The organism is Streptomyces sp. NPDC059957 (assembly GCF_042730015.1).
GTDB lineage: Bacteria > Actinomycetota > Actinomycetes > Streptomycetales > Streptomycetaceae > Streptomyces.
Window position 1 is genome coordinate 63,569 of the sequence record NZ_JBHWMB010000018.1, and the last position, 16,580, is coordinate 80,148.

The 16,580-nt window shown below is 70.4% G+C and carries 18 protein-coding genes; 14 read left to right on the forward strand and 4 right to left on the reverse strand.

Features of this window, described 5'->3' with window-relative positions; genetic code table 11:
* Position 1 precedes the first annotated feature (1 nt).
* From ACFWBW_RS14690 to ACFWBW_RS14700, 3 genes are all read right to left on the reverse strand, one after another.
* Positions 2–1,567, reverse strand: coding sequence for a serine/threonine-protein kinase (locus ACFWBW_RS14690; RefSeq protein WP_385372155.1), 1,566 nt, complete (start codon positions 1,565–1,567; stop codon positions 2–4).
* Positions 1,568–1,699: 132 nt separating this feature from the next.
* Positions 1,700–3,037, reverse strand: coding sequence for a M14 family metallopeptidase (locus ACFWBW_RS14695; RefSeq protein WP_385372158.1), 1,338 nt, complete (start codon positions 3,035–3,037; stop codon positions 1,700–1,702).
* 110 nt (positions 3,038–3,147) lie between these two features.
* A complete protein-coding gene (locus ACFWBW_RS14700) occupies positions 3,148–4,845 on the reverse strand; it encodes a chitinase (protein WP_385372161.1) in 1,698 nt (565 codons plus the stop codon).
* A gap of 369 nt (positions 4,846–5,214) precedes the next feature.
* Here ACFWBW_RS14700 and ACFWBW_RS14705 point away from each other — a divergent pair, with 369 nt between their 5' ends.
* From ACFWBW_RS14705 to ACFWBW_RS14770, 14 genes are all read left to right on the forward strand, one after another.
* The gene (locus ACFWBW_RS14705; protein ID WP_385372164.1) at positions 5,215–6,147 is read left to right on the forward strand and encodes a hypothetical protein; all 933 of its coding nucleotides are present in this window, start codon (positions 5,215–5,217) and stop codon (positions 6,145–6,147) included.
* Positions 6,148–6,187: 40 nt separating this feature from the next.
* Positions 6,188–6,892: a Flp pilus assembly protein CpaB gene (gene cpaB / locus ACFWBW_RS14710; protein ID WP_385372166.1), complete on the forward strand. Its 705-nt coding sequence runs from the start codon at positions 6,188–6,190 to the stop codon at positions 6,890–6,892.
* 7 nt (positions 6,893–6,899) lie between these two features.
* Positions 6,900–8,207 (forward strand): CpaE family protein, encoded by a 1,308-nt coding sequence (locus ACFWBW_RS14715; RefSeq protein ID WP_385372169.1) that lies wholly within the window; start codon positions 6,900–6,902, stop codon positions 8,205–8,207.
* Between the two features lie 66 nt (positions 8,208–8,273).
* Positions 8,274–8,609: a TadE/TadG family type IV pilus assembly protein gene (locus ACFWBW_RS14720; protein ID WP_385372173.1), complete on the forward strand. Its 336-nt coding sequence runs from the start codon at positions 8,274–8,276 to the stop codon at positions 8,607–8,609.
* 1 nt (position 8,610) lies between these two features.
* The gene (locus ACFWBW_RS14725) at positions 8,611–8,991 is read left to right on the forward strand and encodes a TadE/TadG family type IV pilus assembly protein (RefSeq protein ID WP_385372176.1); all 381 of its coding nucleotides are present in this window, start codon (positions 8,611–8,613) and stop codon (positions 8,989–8,991) included.
* A 7-nt stretch (positions 8,992–8,998) separates the two neighbouring features.
* Positions 8,999–10,372, forward strand: a complete 1,374-nt coding sequence (locus ACFWBW_RS14730) for a CpaF family protein (protein ID WP_385372179.1) — start codon at positions 8,999–9,001, stop codon at positions 10,370–10,372.
* A complete protein-coding gene (locus tag ACFWBW_RS14735; RefSeq protein ID WP_385372182.1) occupies positions 10,369–11,307 on the forward strand; it encodes a type II secretion system F family protein in 939 nt (312 codons plus the stop codon). Before ACFWBW_RS14730 ends, ACFWBW_RS14735 begins: the two co-directional genes overlap by 4 nt.
* Positions 11,308–11,327: 20 nt before the next feature.
* Positions 11,328–12,218, forward strand: coding sequence for a DUF5936 domain-containing protein (locus ACFWBW_RS14740; protein ID WP_385372323.1), 891 nt, complete (start codon positions 11,328–11,330; stop codon positions 12,216–12,218).
* 3 nt (positions 12,219–12,221) lie between these two features.
* Positions 12,222–13,463, forward strand: coding sequence for a sensor histidine kinase (locus ACFWBW_RS14745; RefSeq protein WP_385372185.1), 1,242 nt, complete (start codon positions 12,222–12,224; stop codon positions 13,461–13,463).
* The gene (locus ACFWBW_RS14750; RefSeq protein ID WP_385372326.1) at positions 13,463–14,149 is read left to right on the forward strand and encodes a response regulator; all 687 of its coding nucleotides are present in this window, start codon (positions 13,463–13,465) and stop codon (positions 14,147–14,149) included. The genes ACFWBW_RS14745 and ACFWBW_RS14750 overlap by 1 nt, the downstream gene beginning before the upstream one ends.
* A 110-nt stretch (positions 14,150–14,259) precedes the next feature.
* Entirely contained in the window at positions 14,260–14,460 is a 201-nt protein-coding gene (locus ACFWBW_RS14755; protein WP_385372188.1) for a hypothetical protein, read from the forward strand.
* 14 nt (positions 14,461–14,474) lie between these two features.
* Positions 14,475–15,074: a pilus assembly protein TadG-related protein gene (locus tag ACFWBW_RS14760; protein WP_385372191.1), complete on the forward strand. Its 600-nt coding sequence runs from the start codon at positions 14,475–14,477 to the stop codon at positions 15,072–15,074.
* Positions 15,075–15,105: 31 nt separating this feature from the next.
* Complete coding sequence (locus tag ACFWBW_RS14765) at positions 15,106–15,696, forward strand: hypothetical protein (RefSeq protein ID WP_385372194.1); 591 nt, start codon at positions 15,106–15,108, stop codon at positions 15,694–15,696.
* A 4-nt stretch (positions 15,697–15,700) separates the two neighbouring features.
* Positions 15,701–16,336, forward strand: a complete 636-nt coding sequence (locus ACFWBW_RS14770; RefSeq protein WP_385372197.1) for an OmpA family protein — start codon at positions 15,701–15,703, stop codon at positions 16,334–16,336.
* A 38-nt stretch (positions 16,337–16,374) separates the two neighbouring features.
* Here ACFWBW_RS14770 and ACFWBW_RS14775 read toward each other — a convergent pair whose 3' ends face one another.
* Entirely contained in the window at positions 16,375–16,572 is a 198-nt protein-coding gene (locus tag ACFWBW_RS14775; protein WP_385372200.1) for a hypothetical protein, read from the reverse strand.
* Positions 16,573–16,580 lie beyond the last annotated feature (8 nt).

Here is a 16,580-nt window from a genome sequence, read left to right on the forward strand (position 1 = left end):
CTCAGGAGCGGCGGGGTGGCAGGAGGAGACTCACTGCCACACCCGCGACGACCCAGGTCAGCAGCCCGCCGAGCAGCACCACGACGATCGCGAGGTCCGTACGGGCAAACAGCAGCGAGGCCGTCGTCAACCCGGCGGCCAGGCCCGATGTGTTGGCCACGAACACGGCTTCCTCCGCCCGTGTCACCGCCTCGAACAACCGCGTCAGGCCAGTGGATGTGAAGAAGACCACCGGTCCCATCACCCAGAGGGCCAGGACCCCCACCCACCACGGGATCCCCGGAGCCCACAGCAGCAGGATCGCCACCGCCATGGCCGCGAGCATGGCGAGCCAGAAGCCCGCCAGCGACAGGCCGTCCAGGTCGCCCTCATTCGCGAGCGACTGGTCGATCCAGAGGACGATGCCGACCACGACGCCCACGACGACCGACCACGTCCCGGACAGGGCCTGGAACGCGAACAACTGGCCCCCGACCGCCACCGCGGGCGCCAGGAAGGAGATCCAGGCGGCGCCCGTCGACAGCAGGACGGGCCGGGGCTTCACGGGATCCTGTGCGGCGGCGGACGTCTCTCGGAGTTCGCCCGACGGCACCCATCCGGCGGGTGACGGCACGGGCGGCCGCACGGTGGGTGGCCGGACAGGGGCCGGTCGGACGGCGGGTGGCCGGACAGCGGCGGTCTCGGTCGGGCGTGCGGCGAGGTCCCGCGCCGCCGCGGGTGGTCCCGACGGCTCCCACAACTCGGTGTTCCGGTGGCCCTGTTGCCTTCCGGCCCGGCTCAGCAGTTCCCCGGTCGCGGTCGCGCTCTGCGGGCGGTCCGCCGGGTCCTTGCTCAGCAGCCGCAGGACCAGCCGGTCGAGCTCGCCCGTGACCTCGGGGCGGTGCGTCCGTACCGGTTCCGGCATCCTCGCCGCGTGCTGGGCGAGCATGTCCCATCCCGTTCCCGTGAACGGGGGTTCCCCGGTGAGCAGTTCGTACAGCACGCAGCCCAGCGCGTAGAGGTCGGTGCGCGCGTCGTGCTCTCCCCGTGCCTGTTCGGGAGCCATGTACGCGGGCGTCCCGATCACCGCTCCGGTCGTCGTCAGCCCGCGCATTCCGCTCTCCCGGGCGATCCCGAAGTCGCAGATCTTGATGCGGCCCTTCGCGGTCAGCAGGATGTTGGCCGGTTTGATGTCCCGGTGGACGATCCCCGCCGCGTGCGCCGCCTGGAGTCCCTCACAGATCTGTACGCCCCACCGCACCACGTCCTCGACGGCCGCCGGACCGCGCTCCGCGTCCAGGGGGAGCCCGTCGACGAGCTCCATCACGAGGAAGACGACGGTCCGTCCGTCGACGTCACCCTCCCCGACGTCGTGCACGGCCACGACGTGCGGGTCGGACAGCCTGGCGGCCGCCCGTGCCTCCGACCGTAACCGCAGGGCGAGTTTGTCGTCCCCCGGCCGGGCGATGACCTTGACGGCGACGTCCCGTTCCAGCGAGAGGTCCCGGCCGCGCCACACCTCGCCCATGCCGCCCGCGCCTATCAGCTCGGCCAGCTCGTACCGGCCCGCCAACACCATGCCCTCCATCGGCACCCCCTTGGGGGCACTGTAGCCAGGCCGGGGATGCGGCAGGCAGGCGCGGGAAGGCCGGGCGCGGGGAAGGCCGGGCGCCCCCCTGGCGGTGGGGCGCCCGGCCGCTCGGGTCACGGAGTCACAGGGTCACGTGCAGTACTGCGCCTGCTTGCCGATCGACCGGTACATGCAGTCCGCGTTCTCCAGGAGCTGCAGCACCGCTTCCTTGTTGCGCGCCGTCTCGCGGGCGATGACCTCGTCCGGCGGGTAGAAGCCGCCGCCGCCCGAGCCGGCCGGGTACATCTCGAAGGTGTAGCCGAAGATCTTCTGGTCGCCCCACAGCCAGTCGTCGATCGTCCCGTCGGTGATGTACAGGTCGCTCGACTGCTCCGGCGTGTAGCCGTTGCTGGCCGCCATGCTGGTGCCGATCTTCTTGAACACGGCCAGGTCGTCGGCGGTCAGACCGGGCGCCGTGTCGTTGTACGTCCATCCGAACGGCCACAGCACGAGCTCGCTGTACGTGTGGAAGTCGATGGCGGCCGTGATCTGCTGCTTGCCGCCGATCACGCGGCTGCGCACGAAGTCGGAGACCGCCTTCACCTCGGGCGTCGACTCGGCGGCCGGGCCCCGGTAGGTCTCGGAGCTCTTGCTGCTGCTGGAGCCGCCGCAGCAGCCGAACTTGTAGTTCCAGTTGCGGTTCTCGTCCGTGCCGACGTAGGAGGAGCCGGCGTTGGGCTGCCGGTTCTTGCGCCAGGAGCGGTACGAGCCGGTGGCGATGTCGTACTCGCCGCCGTCCGGGTTCAGGTCCGGGATGATCCAGATCTCGCGGTTGTTGACCATGTTGGTCACGCGCGAGTCCGTCCCGTACTTGGAACCGAACTCGTTGAGCAGGTAGAGGGCCATCTCCACGGTCAGGTGCTCGCGGGCGTGCTGGTGCGCGGTGAAGAGCACCTCGGGCTCGGCCTCGTCGGTCGCGACGTTGTCGCTGATCTTGATCGCGACGAGGTCCCGGCCCTGGTAGGACTTCCCGATGACCCGCTTGCTGATGATCGAGGGGTACTGGGCGACGCGCTGGTCGATCTCCGCGCTCGCCTCGGCGTAGTTGTGGTAGAGCGCGTCCTTCGACGGGAAGTCGTTGATCCCGGCGGCGATGTCGCGCCCGTCGGAGCGGTCCGGCGGTCCGGGCAGCGCGGTCAGCTCGTAGCCGAGTGCGCGCAGCTTCTTGGCCTGCATCGGGTCGGCGCTGACGACGACCGATCGGGCGTCCACCTCGTCGATGGAGACGCCGGTACGGAGCAGGGCGGTGCGTTCCGTCGCCGTGGACGGGCCCTGGATCTCGTACTGGACGATCGACTCGTCCTGGGTGGCGGTGGACGGGGTGGGCGGCGGGGCGGCCGTCGCACTCATGCCGTAGGCGGGTGCGCCGAGCGCGAGCGCGAGAAGGGCCGCCGTGATGGCGGCCCTTCGGCGGTGGTGGAGCCGCATGCGTTCTCCTGGGTGGGAGTGTGGGGGTAGCCGTGCGGACGCGCACAGCGTGCTCTCGTGGCATGTCCGGGTCAAGAACCCCAAATCAGCCATCCCCACACACCTACCGGCTACGGCAGCCCGTGGACCTTCGGACCCACCGCGTTGGACCAAGCGCTACCCGCTTTGGCGTCCCAGTTGGTCGACCAGGTCATCGCGCCGCGCAGCCCCGGGTAGGTCTTCGACGGCTTGAAGTTCCCGCAGCTCGTGCCGCGGGTCAGGCAGTCCAGCGCGTTGTTCACGATGGTCGGCGAGACGTAGCCGCTGCCCGCGCCGCTGGGGGAGGCCGGGACCCCGATGCCCACCTGCGAGGGGTCGAGCCCGCCCTCCAGCTGGATGCAGGCCAGCGCGGTGAGGAAGTCCACCGAGCCCTGGTGGTACACGTTGCCGTCGCAGCCGTTCATCGAGCCGCTGTTGTAGTACTGCATGTTCACGACGGTCAGGATGTCCTTCACCGCGAGAGCCGTCTTGAAGTAGCCGCCCTGCGTCGACTGCATGTCGATGGTCTGCGGGGCCATGGTCAGGACGAGCGAGGGCCCGGCCTTCGCCGACAGCGCGCGCAGCGCCTGCGTCATGTAGGTCGGGTTCAGGCCGTTCTCCAGGTCGATGTCGATCCCGGTGAAGCCGTACTCCTGCATCAGCGCGTAGGCGGAGTTCGCGAGGTTGGTCGCGGACGCCGAGTCGTTGACCGAGATGGTGCCCTTCTCGCCGCCGATGGAGAGGATGACGGACTTGCCGGCCGCCTTCTTCGCGGCGATGTCCGCCTTGAACTGGGGGACCGTGTAGCCGCCGAGGCCGGCCGAGTCGAGGTTGAAGGTGATGCCGCCCGGCGTGGCCGTGGCGTCGGCGAAGGAGACGGCGATGATGTCGTACTGCGCCGAGACGTCGGAGATCTTCTGGACGGTCGCGCCGTTGTTGAAGTTCTGCCAGTAGCCCGTCAGGGCGTGCTTGGGCACCGCCGGGTTCGGGTTGCCGCCCCCGCCGCTGGTGGTGGTGCCGGTGACCGCCGCGCCCTTCGTGCCCTCGCCGGCCGCGTTGTACGCGCTCACCTGGAAGGAGTACGAGGTCGACGCGGCGAGCCCGGTGATCTGTGCGGAGGTGCCCGAGGTCACGGTCTGGACGCGGACGCCGTCCTGATACACGTAATACCCGGTGGCTCCGGTGACGGTGTTCCACGAAAGGGTGAGCCCGCCGGCGCTCTGGCCGGAAACGGCGCTGCCGGCCGGGGCGCCGGGGATGGTCGGCGAGGGGTCGGTGCCGCCTCCGCCGTCGGGGCCGAAGACGCTGAACTCGTCGACGACGAAGCCCGGCTGGCCGTACCAGCCGTGGGTGTAGACGGTGACCTGGGTGGTGCTCGGGCCGGTGGTGAAGGTGGTGGACAGCTTCTGGAAGCCGCCGCCGGTGCCGGGGGTCCAGGTGGAGACGTCCTGGGTGCCGGTCCCGGTCGCGCCGAGGTACACGTACGAGCCGTTGACCTGCTGGCTCAGCGTGTACGTCGAGCTCGGCTTGACGGTGACGACCTGGCTGCACCGGGCGTTGTCCTGGCCCGCCGGGGTGGCCTTGAGGGCGCCGGCCCCCGCGAAGACGGGGGAGGACACGACGGCGCCGCTGCCGGAGGTGCACGTCCAGTTGGCGAGGCCGGACTCGAAGCCGCCGTTGCGGACCACGTTGACGTCGGCGGCCTGGGCGGTGCCGGTGGCCAGGGCGGTGAGCCCGGCGGCGGCGAGGGTCACGGCGAGCGGGATGGCGAGGGAGCGTATGCGGTTCACGTGGGCTCCGTGGGGGGAGTGGGGAGGTGAGGACGCGTCATAGGCATGTCTGGGGCATGTCCGGGGCAAGTGGGGTGCCCCGAGGCCAAGTTGGTCTAGTCCAATGTCCATGTCAAGAGTGTTTGCAATATGGCTTGAACTGATCGACCGGGCCGTCATCTTCCGATCCTTGTTGTCCGGATTTTCCCGTCCTCCGTGACACGTGCCGGTGGCACGGGAATTCGCAAGGCCCTGCCCTGTCAGGAAGGACGTGGATATGGTGCTGGGGCAAGGGGGAAGGGTGTTGATCGTTTGCGGTCGCGCAGCATGCGCGCAGGCACGACGGTCAGGGGAACGCCCGTGGATGACGGGGTGAACGGGGGGATGCGCATGCCGATCGCCATTGCTGTCACCAGCGCCGATCTGGTGCTGCCGGCCCCGGACCGGCACACCCCGGCCGCCGCCGTGCTGCCGCCGCCCGAAGAGCTCGACCTGGAGGGCGCGCTCGCCCAGACGGCCGGCCTGCTGGAGCGCCACGGCCACCTGGTGGTCCTCGTACCGTCCTGGCTGCGCGCCTCCGCCGTCCGCCGCCTGCACACCGTCCGGGCCATCCTGGAGACCGACCGGATCGCCCTCGTCGACGTCGACCTCCCGCCGCTGGGCACCGCCCTGCTGGTACGTCAGCTGCGCCAGCTCAGCATCAGCGACTTCAGCCCCGGAGTCCTCGCCTCCGCCGCCCGGCTCCTCGCGCACTACATCTACGCGGGCGCCCTGCTCGGCTCGGTCGCCAAGCTGGACCGGGTGCCGGTCGGGCTCAAGGCGCACGCGAAGTCCTGGTCCCCGAACGCCCAGTTCGTCGTACTGGCCCACCCGACCCCGCACCTGGTCAAACTCGGCTCGGGCTCCGGCGGCACCCACGGCGGCGGCGCCACGCTCCCCCCGGGCCCCGAGTTCGCCACCCACCTCACCTTCGCCCGCGGCCAGCTCACCACCGACTGGGTGGCCTCCGACCTGGCCCCCGCCTGGCGGGTCCAGGGCGTCATGGAGGGCCAGCTGCCCGCCGACTCGCCCGCCTGGTGGGCCACGCCGAAGCTGGTGGAGTTCGCGGCCGCCATCCCGGACCCCTCGGTGCTCTACCAGCTCGTCGCCTCGGTCCGCCGCGAGGAGTGCCGCTGGTGCGGCTTCGAGCTCATCGGCGACCGCTGCGGCTTCTGCGCCGCCCCGCTCCTCGCACCGCAGCCGCCCCCGCCGACGGCGGCCGGATCCACAGCAGCACCGGCCTCCGCCGCCCAGCTCCGCCCCAGATCCAGATCCAGACACTGACCGGCCCGAACGAAATGAAGAACGGCGAGGTAAGACGGCCATGAACTCACGCCAGCGCCGCGGCGTCATCCTGCTGATCCTGTCGGTCCTGTGCGCCCTCGCCGCCTTCGGCGGAGTCCTCGTGGTGATGGGCGACGTCAACTCCAAGGTCGGCAACGAGGTCGCCGCCTACCGGGTGAAGGGCGACATAGCCCCGTACACCCCCCTGACGGCCGGCCAGTTCGAGCAGGTCACGGTCCCGAAGCGGTGGCTGTCCGAGACCGCCGTCACCGACCTGGGCGCACTCAGGGACAAACTGGCGCTCACCGGCCTGAAGAAGGGCTCGCTCCTCCAGAGCGACATGTTCGTCGACAAGCCGAAGCTCCAGGCCGGGGAGCAGGAGATGGCCATCATGATCGATGCCTCGACGGGTGTGGCGGGCAAGATCACCCCCGGTGCCAAGGTCAACATCATCGGCACCTTCAAGAGCAAGAAGGCCGACGGCCCCGACCAGTCGGTGGTCATGGTGGCCAACGCCCGTGTCATCAACGTCGGGAAGCTCACCCCCCTCGACCCCAAGGACAGCGAGCGCAAGGGCGCCGCCGAGGCGGTCCCGATCACCTTCGCCCTGTCCGCCAAGGACAGCCAGCGCGTCGCCTACGCCGAGTCCTTCGCCGTGCACGTACGCCTGGCCCTGGTGGCCCCCGGCACCGACTCGGCGCCCAACCCGGGCGACCGCTTCTACACCCTCGAAGGGGACAAGTGAGGCGCCGATGACCACTCGCATCCTCCCCGCGGTCGGCGACCCGGAGTCCGCCCGCATCATCGCCACCCTGCTCAGCCAGCTCCCGGGCGCCGAGCCGGCCGCCCCCGTCCCCGACTCCACCTTCCTGCTCGACATGCTCGCCCGGCTGGCGGGCGAGTCCATCGACGAGCTGCCCGAGGTGGTCCTCGTACACGAGCGGATCGGTCCGCTCCCCGCCCTGGACCTCATCCGCGAAGTGGCCCTGCGCTTCCCGGCCGTGGGCGTCGTCCTGCTCACCTCCGACGCGAGCCCCGCGCTCTTCTCCGCCGCCATGGACTCCGGCGCCCGCGGCCTGATCGGCCTGCCCCTGGCCTACGAGGAGCTCGCGGCCCGCGTCCAGGCCGCCGCCCAGTGGTCCGTGGGCGTACGCCGCCACCTGGGCCGCGGCCCGGACCTCCCCAGCGGCCCGGGCGGCAAGGTCGTCACGGTCACCGGGGCCAAGGGCGGGGTCGGCGCCACCTTCACGGCCGTGCAGTTCGCGCTCGCCGCGGTGGCGGCCGGCCGGCGTACGGCCCTGGTCGACCTGGACCTCCAGGCCGGCGACGTCGGCTCGTACCTCGACGTGCAGTTCCGCCGCTCCATCGCCGACCTCGCCGGCATCCAGGACATCTCCCCGCGCGTCCTGTCGGACGCCGTCTACGACGACCGCACCGGCCTCGCACTGCTCCTGGCCCCGGCCGACGGCGAACGGGGCGAGGAGGTCGACGACCGCGCCGCCCGGCACGTGATCGCCGCCCTGCGCGCCCGCTACGAACTGGTGGTCATCGACTGCGGCACCCAGGTGACCGGCGCCAACGCGGCGGCGGTGGAGCTGGCGGACGTGGCCGTCCTGGTCACCACCCCCGACGTGATCGCCGTGCGGGCCGCCAAGCGGATGGTCCGGATGTGGGAACGGCTCCAGGTCAGGAAGGCGGAGGAGACGACCATGGTGGTCAACCGCTGGTCCAAGCAGACCGAGATCCAGCCCGCCCTGATAGAGAAGATCACCAAGACCCGGGCGGTACGCACCCCCGTGCCGGCCGCCTTCAAGGAACTCCAGGCCGTCGTCGACGCGGGCCGCGTCCAGGACCTCGACAACCGCTCGACGGTCAAACAGGCCCTGTGGGCGGTGGCGGGGGAGCTCGGTCTGCTGGCCGCCCCCGACGCGGAGCCCGCCGCTGTCCCGGAGCAGCCGGGCGCGGCCCTGGCCGTACGGGGCTCCGGCCCGGTGGCCCGCCTGCGCGGCGGCGACCGGGGCGCCCTCGGACCGTGGCTGCGGCGCGGGCGGGAGGGCTGAGGGGTGTCCGGGCGGAGACGGGACAGGGTGCGCGGCCAGATACGCGGCCGCGGGGATCAAGGGCAGGTGGCGATCGAGTTCGTCGGCATGCTCCCGTTCATCCTGCTCGTGGTGGTGGCGGTGTGGCAGTGCGTGCTCATCGGGTACGCGTACTCCCTGGTGGGCAACGCCGCGGACGAGGCCGCGCGAGCGGGGGCGGTGCACGGTGACGGGGCGTGTGAGGCGGCCGGGCGGGAGCACATCTCCGACGGGTGGGAGGACGTCAGGGTGCTCTGCTCGCCGTCGGGGAACCTCTACAAGGCCGAGGTCTCGATGAACCTCCGCGTCCTGTTCCGGGGCTTCGACATCGGCCACCGCATCACCGGCAACGGCGGCTCCCTGCACGAGAAGGAGGAGGACTGAGATGAACCGGATCCGCACGACGCGCGCCGGTGATCGCGACCGGGGTCAAGTCGCCCTGGAATACATCGGGTTCCTTCCCTTCTTGCTCCTGGTCGGGCTCGGCGGCATCCAGCTCGGCTGGACCGCGTACGTGACGCAGCAGGCGGAGACGGCCGCCCGTACGGCGGCACGCGTGGAGGCGCGCTACCCGGGTGAGGGGGTGGCGGCGGGCCGGGAGGCGATCAGGCCGAGCCTCGCGGCGGGAGCGATCATCCCTCCTCCGGAAGTCAATGACGACTCGATCACGGTGACGGTGACGCTCACGATCAACTCGATCGTGCCCGGGATCGACTCCCGCCGAGTCACCCGGACCGCCGTCATGCCCAACGACGACCCGAGGTGACCGCGCCATGAGCCTGCGTTCCAGGGTGAACACCCCCGACGACCGCCACAACCCGCGCGAGGACGGCCGCCTGGTCTCCTCGTACCGCGCGAAGCTCCTGGAGGAGATCGACCTCGCCGAGATGTCCGCGCTCGCGCCGGCAGAGCGCCGCGCGCGCCTGGAGCGCGTACTCGGCCACATCATCAGCCGCGAGGGACCGGTCCTCTCCACCGCCGAGCGCGCCCAGCTCATCCGCCGCGTCGTGGACGAGGCCCTCGGCCTCGGCGTGCTCGAACCGCTCCTCGAAGACCCGACCATCTCCGAGATCATGGTCAACGGCCCCGACCAGATCTTCGTGGAGCGCGCGGGCCGCGTGGTGCAGCTCCCGCTCCGTTTCGCCTCGCACGAGCAGCTGATGCAGACCATCGAGCGCATCGTCTCCACGGTCAACCGCCGCGTGGACGAGGCGAACCCGATGGTCGACGCCCGCCTCCCCAGCGGCGAGCGCGTCAACGTGATCATCCCGCCGCTCTCCCTGACCGGCGCCACCCTCACGATCCGCCGCTTCCCCCGGGCCTTCACCCTGCACGAGATGATCGGCGTCGGCTCCCTCGACGAGCAGATGGTCCTCCTGCTGTCGGGGCTGGTCGCGGCCAAGCTGAACGTGATCGTCTCGGGCGCCACCGGCACCGGCAAGACCACCCTCCTCAACGCCCTCTCCGGCCTGATCCCGGAGGGCGAGCGCATCATCACCATCGAGGACTCCGCCGAGCTCCAGCTCCAGCAGGCGCACGTCATCCGCCTCGAGTCCCGCCCGGCCAACGTGGAGGGCAAGGGCGAGATCACCATCCGCGACCTCGTCCGCAACTCCCTGCGCATGCGCCCCGACCGCATCATCGTCGGCGAGGTCCGCGGCGGCGAGACGCTCGACATGCTCCAGGCGATGTCCACCGGCCACGACGGTTCGCTGGCCACCGTGCACGCGAACAGTTCCATCGACGCCCTGATGCGCCTGCAGACCCTCGCCTCGATGTCCGAGGTGGAGATCCCCTTCGAGGCCCTCCAGGACCAGATCAACAGCGCCGTCCACGTCATCGTCCAGCTCACCCGCTTCGGCGACGGCACGCGCCGCATCACCGAGATCTCCCTCCTCGACTCGCACGGCCGCGAGCCCTTCCGCATCACGACGGTCTGCCGCTTCGCGGCGATGCCCATGGGCCCGGACGGCCGCGTCCACGGCCGCTTCGAGTACTACCCGCTGCCCCGCTGGCTCGCGGACCGCCTCTACATGAACAACCAGCCGATCCCGCAGGCCTTCGGGGTCGAGCCGGTGGGCGCCGACCCGCTCACGGACCCGCTCACCGGCCCCCTGCCCGCCCGCATCACCCGGAACGCCCTGTGAACCCACTGATCCTCCTCACCCTCGGCGCCACGCTGTTGGCCTGCGTCCTGGTGGTCGTCGGCCTCCACGCCTACGCCGCCGGCCGCGCCCAGCGCGCCGCGCTCATCGAGCGCCTCTCGGCGACCGGCGTCCCCGCGCCCCTCGGCCGTACGCGCCGCTTCCAGGGCGTGGACCGGCGTCTGCGCAAGACCCAGCTGGGGCGCGGCATCGAGCGCAAGCTCGCGGTGACCGGACTGGACCTCACCGTCGGCGAGTACTTCGTCTACATGCTGGCCACCGTCATCGGGATCTGGCTGGTCTCGGCCTCCTTCCTGGCCCCGTTCTTCGGTCCGGTGGCCGGCCTGATCGCCCTGTGGGGGGCCAACGCCTTCCTCAACTGGCAGCGGTCGCGCCGCACCGAGCGGTTCATCAACCAGCTCCCCGACCTGGCCCGCATCCTCGCCAACGCCACCCAGGCCGGCCTGGCCCTGCGTACGGCCATCGGCATGGCGGCCGAGGAGCTGGAGGCACCGGCCGGCGAGGAACTGGCCCGGGTCGCCGACCGGCTCGCGGTGGGCCACTCCATCGAGGAGGCCCTGGGCGAGATCGAAGAACGCCTGCCCTCCCGCGAGTTGGTCGTCCTGGTCTCCACGCTCGTCCTGTCCGCCCGCGCGGGTGGCGCCATCGTGGGCAGCCTGCGCAACCTCACAGTGACCCTGGAGCAGCGCAAGGAGACCCGTAGAGAGGTCCGTACCCAGCTGTCCCAGGTCACGGCCACGGCGTACCTGGTGCCGGTGATGGGCGTCGGCTCGCTGCTCCTCGTGGACGCGATGATGCCGGGCGCGCTGGACCGGATGACCGGAGCGGGCATCGGCCAGGTCCTCGTGCTGGTCGCCCTCGGCCTCTTCGCGCTCGGCTTCCTCGCCATCCGCCGCCTGTCCAAGATCGACGTATGACGTATGAGGAGGTCCGCATGATCGCGCTGCTCCTGGCCCTGGCCGTGGGCCTGTCGGTCTTCGGCGTGTTCCACGGCGTCCGGCTCTACCGCGCCGACACCAAGCTCCCGTCCGACCTGATGCTGGCCCTGGAGGTCGGCGCCACCCGCACGACGGCCGTCGGCTCCCTCATCGACCGCATCGGCATCCGCTACGCGCCGCTGATACTGCGCCTGATGGGCCCCGACCGGGTGGCGCGCAAACGCCGCCAGATCGACACGGCGGGCAACCCGTCCGGCCTGACCATCGACCGCTACGCCGCGCGACGTGCCGTCTACGCCTTCCTCGGCGGCGTCGGGGCCTTCGCCATGCTGATCAACGGTCAGCTGATCCTGGCCCTCCTCATGGTGGCTTTCGGCCTGTTCTGGATCGAGGCCGGCCTCTGGTCGGCGATCCGGATCCGCCGCGACCACATCGACCGGACCCTGCCGGACTTCCTCGACGTCCTCGCGGTGGTCGTCAGCGCCGGGCTCGGCTTCCGGCCCGCGCTGGAGCGGGTCGCGGACAAGTACGAGGGCCCGTGGTCCGACGAGATCCGGATCACGCTGCAACAGATGACCATGGGCGTCAGCCGTCGCCAGGCCTTCGACGAGCTGCGCCGGCGGAACGACTCCGAGCAGGTGGCGCAGTTCGTCACCGCCCTCCAGCAGGGCGAGGAGCTCGGCTCCCCGATCGTCGACACCCTGATTGCCATCGCCGAGGACATGCGGCGCACGGACGCTCAGAACGCCCGCCGCCGGGCCGCCAAGGCCGTCCCGAAGGCCACCTTCGTCGTCACGATGTTCATGCTCCCCGGGACCATGCTCCTCCTCATCGGCGGGTTCGTGTACGGAGCCGACGTCGACTTCGGCGCCATGTTCGGGGGCGGCTGAGCCATGACCGCCTCGCTGGACGACGTCATGGCGTCCGCCGCCGCCGCACGTGACCGTCCCTCCGCCCGCCCAGCGGTGAAGCTGCCGATCGCGCTCCAGGCCAACGCCCTGCAGGCGTTGTGCCGCCAGGTCTTCGCCTTCCGCCTCGTGATGATCGCCCTCGGGACGCCGGTGGTGCTGAGCCGCACGGCGCCCGGCACGCCGACGCACCTGGCGGGCGGAGCGGTCCTGCTCACCTTCCTCCTCTCCTACGTCCTGCTCCGCGACTGGGAGCGCTTCGGGCCGCTGCTCCTGCGCCACCGCTGGCCGCTGGCGGTCGACTGGGCGCTCTTCGGCGGACTCCTGTTCCTGACGGCCACCCCCGGCTCCCCGCTCCTCCTCGCCTCGGTGTGCACGCCGCTGCTGGCCGGGATCGTCTACGGTCGCCCCGGCGCGGCGGTCTACGCGGTGGTCCAGGCGGCCGTGGTGGCGGTGGTCGCCGAGGCCCTGACACTGGCGGTGCTCTGCGTCCTGGCGGGTGCGGCGGGCGCGTCCCTGCGCAGCCTGCTCCTCCGCTTCGGGACGGCCGGCCAGGCCATGCTGGAGACCCGCGCCCGCCAGGCGGTGGCGGAGGCGGTACAGGCCGAACGGGACCACTTGTCGCGCGAGTTGCACGACTCCGTCGCGAAGACCCTGCACGGCCTGGCCCTGGCCGCCGACTCCCTGACCCGTACGACCGACCCGGCGACCCTCCGCCGCCAGGCCGCCCTGGTCTCCGGAGCGGCCCGCCGCGCGGTCGCGGAGTCCCGGGACGTACTGGCCGACCTGCGGCGGGAGTTGGACGAGCCGGGAGTCTCCCTGGCATCGGAACTCCGGGCCCGGATAGACCCCGGAGCGGCCGAGCTGCGCGTGACCGGCACCCTCCCGGTGGTGCCCGCCCCGGTGGCCCGACACCTGCTGGCGGTGGCGGGGGAGGCCCTGGAGAACGCCCGGCGGCACTCGGGGGCCGCACGGATCACGGTCGAGGCGGCCGTCGCCGCGTCTGATCTGTTGCTGGTGATCGAGGACGACGGCCGGGGCCTCCCGGATGGCGTCGACCTCGCGGCTTTGAACGGCGCGGGCCGCTTCGGCCTGCTGGGCATGGCAGAACGCGCGGCCGCGATCGGCGCCCGCCTCCACATCGGAGCCCGCCCGGGTGGGCAGCCGGGGACACAGGTCCGCCTGGCCCTTCCACTGTCGGCCCTCGCTGCGGGGAGTGGTGCGTGATGGCTCCGCTGCGCGTGCTCATCGCCGACGACAACCCGGTCGTACGGGCCGGCCTGGCGGCCCTCCTGGGTACTGCCGAGGGCGTCGAAGTGGCGGCCGAGGCGGCGGACGGCCGCGAGGCGCTCCACCTGACCCGGCTCCACACCCCGGACGTCATCCTGCTGGACGTCCGGATGCCGGGCGTGGACGGCATCTCGGCGCTGCCCCACCTCGTGCAGCTCGCACCGGTGCTGATGCTGACGTATAGCCAGGAGTCGGAGATTGTCCGGGAGACGCTGCTGCTGGGCGCGGGCGGCTACTTGGTGCACGGCGAATTCACGCCGGACCACCTCGTGGCAGCCGTCCGCGACGTCCGCGCGGGGCGGGCGCATTTCAGCCCGACGGCGGCGAGCGCGGTGCTCGCGGAACTCCGGACCTCTTCGCATCCGCAACGAACTGTGGGACAGTCTTCGGAGCGGCTTCCCAACCATGCTGTGTTCGGGCTGAGTTCACGTGAGGAGGAGGTCATGGGTCTCATCGCTTCCGGCATGAGTAACCAGCAGATCGCAGCCAGTTGCTTTATCAGCGAGAAGACGGTCAAGAACCACATCAACCGGATCTTCGCGAAGCTCCAGACCGCCACGCGCAGCGAGGCGATAGCCCGTTGGCTGGGAACCGCCCGTCCGGGGGTGGCTGGCCATGGGTAGACGGAGTGCGCAGTGGGTCCGTAATTGGGTCCCGGGACCCTTTGCAACTGCTGGTGCGTCGACGTACCGTCCGCGAACCGATATCGGCGCCGGCTCTGGAGAGGACTCCCATGTTGCACCTCAAGCTGCTCAAGGCGATCGTCGTTGGGAAGAACCGCATGCGGCGGGGTGGGGACGAGGGGCAGACGGTCTTCGAGTATCTCGGGATCATCGTGATCATCTCGCTGATCATCGCGGCGATCATCGCGTCCGGTCTCGCCGGCAACATTTCGGGTGCCATTACAGCGGTCTTGAAGAAGATCACGGGCTAGGTACCGGAGTGGGGGTGCGTGACCGGGGGCAGGTTCTCCCCTTCTACGCCGCGATGATGGCCTGCCTACTCTTCGCCGCCTTGGCCTTCGTCGTCGTCGGGATGGCGGGGGCCACGCGCAGCGATGCGCAGGGTGCCGCCGACGCGGCGGCTCTCGCGGCTGCCCAGGAGACCCGGGACAACCTGCTCGTGGGCATGGACCTCCTCACGCTCACACCCGCCGACTGGGAGGACATCCTTGACGGTGATCGGCTCGACCCGAATGGGGCTTGCGCGAAGGCGCACGATTTTGCCACCTCCAACGGTGCCACTGCGGAATGCAGCGCTGGGGTATTGAGGTTCACCGTGGACACGGAGACTGGCAAGTCGATCGGGGACACGGTCATCCCCGGGACTGAGGACATGAAGGGCCATGCCTCAGCGACTGCCGTGATCGAGCCTAGGTGCTTCCTGAAGCCGGGGTCGCCCCCCACCGCGACACCGTCGCCCAGCGCGACACCCGGTCCGGTTGTCATCGATTGCAGGGGCACTGGCGCGGTCAAGGTGAATCCTTCAACACCAGGCTCATTGACCAAGCTGGCGAGGCAGCTCTTCAATGTGCGACTGATCAACTGACAACGACACGAAGGACAAGGAAGCGGAGCACATGGGCATTCGGCAGAAGGTGAAGGTCCGCGGGGGAGCGGCCGTTGCGGTTGCGGCGGTCTTGGCCCTCGCGTTGGCCGGGTGCGGCGGAGATAGCGGCAAGGCGAAGGAGCCAACGAAGTCCGAGGCCCCCCAGAGCCAGGGCAGTACTAGTCCTCAGCAGCCCGCGCCCACCGCGAGTAAGGGCTCGGGGCCTCTCGAAGTAATCGCTACCGCGCAAGGACCTTCCGGCATCACGCTGGAGGTCAATTCGGCAGTACGCAACCAGGACGGGTACGTCACCGTCAGTGGGCAGATCAAGAACGCAGGCTCCGCGATCTTCTCTAACCTCGGACCCTTGCGCGGCGAAGAGAAGACCGCCAGCCACGGGTCGGTTGCCGGCGCAACTTTGGTCGATGTTGTGGGCAAAAAGCGCTACCTCGTGCTGCGTGACACAGAGGGACGGTGTGCATGCACTACCGGTCTCCAGATCATCGAGGGTGGGGGAAGCGTCCCCTTCTTCGCGCAGTTCCCCGCACCACCGGCCACCACCACCGAGGTCGTGTTTGGTCTGCCGACCTTTGCCGCGGCCACCATCAAAATCTCCGGGTGACCCCATGACCAAACGCCATCGCATTACAGCTGCCACAGCCGTCGCCGGCCTCGTCATCGCCGGGGCCCATTTCGTCGGCGCGACCAGTGCCTACGCGGACGACGTCACGCCGTCTGTGCCCCCGGGTACGGAACCTTCGGCCTCTGCGCCCCCGCCCATCAGGCCCGACTCTCCTGGGCTGAAGCTCCCCCAGGGTGGCATCCTCGCACCCTCCAAGGTGCTGGACATGGTGGAGGTCGTCGAAGACATCGGCGGCGAGGAACGGCGCGAGGAGACGAACCAGACCGTCATGATGGCGCTGCAGTCCGAGGTGATGTTCCCCGAGGACAGCGCCGTCTTCAACGCTCAGGCCGCCGCCCGTATCCAGGCCATCGCGCAGGAGATCAACTCCCAGAAGGCCACCACCGTCCGGGTCTTCGGCTTCACCGACGACCAGGGCAGCTACGAGCACGGCAAGGAACTCTCCAAGAAGCGCGCCGACGCGGTCCAGGCCGAGCTGGCGAAGACGGTGACCAACCCCGGCGTGACCTTCGACGTGCGCGGTTACAGCGAGGACTACCCGATCGCCGACAACAGCACCGAGGAAGGCCGCAAGAAGAACCGCCGCGTGGAGATCACCTTCCCGCGCAGCGTCAAGTAGAGCCGAACCGTTCCGCCCCCGCTTCGGCGGGGGCGGAGTCAGTTCGCCAGCAGGTGGTCCGCCTTGCCGGCCTTGATGTCCCGGATCAGCTGTTGCAGGGCCTCGCGGGTGTCCGTGAGGTAGGTGTCCTCCTGGCCGGAGAGGGCTATGTAGCTGTTGCCGTCCCCGTCCACCCCGATCCGGTAGCAAGCGCTTGCCTCAGCGCAGTAGGGGTCTTCCCAGGTGATGTCGGTCATCGTTCCCC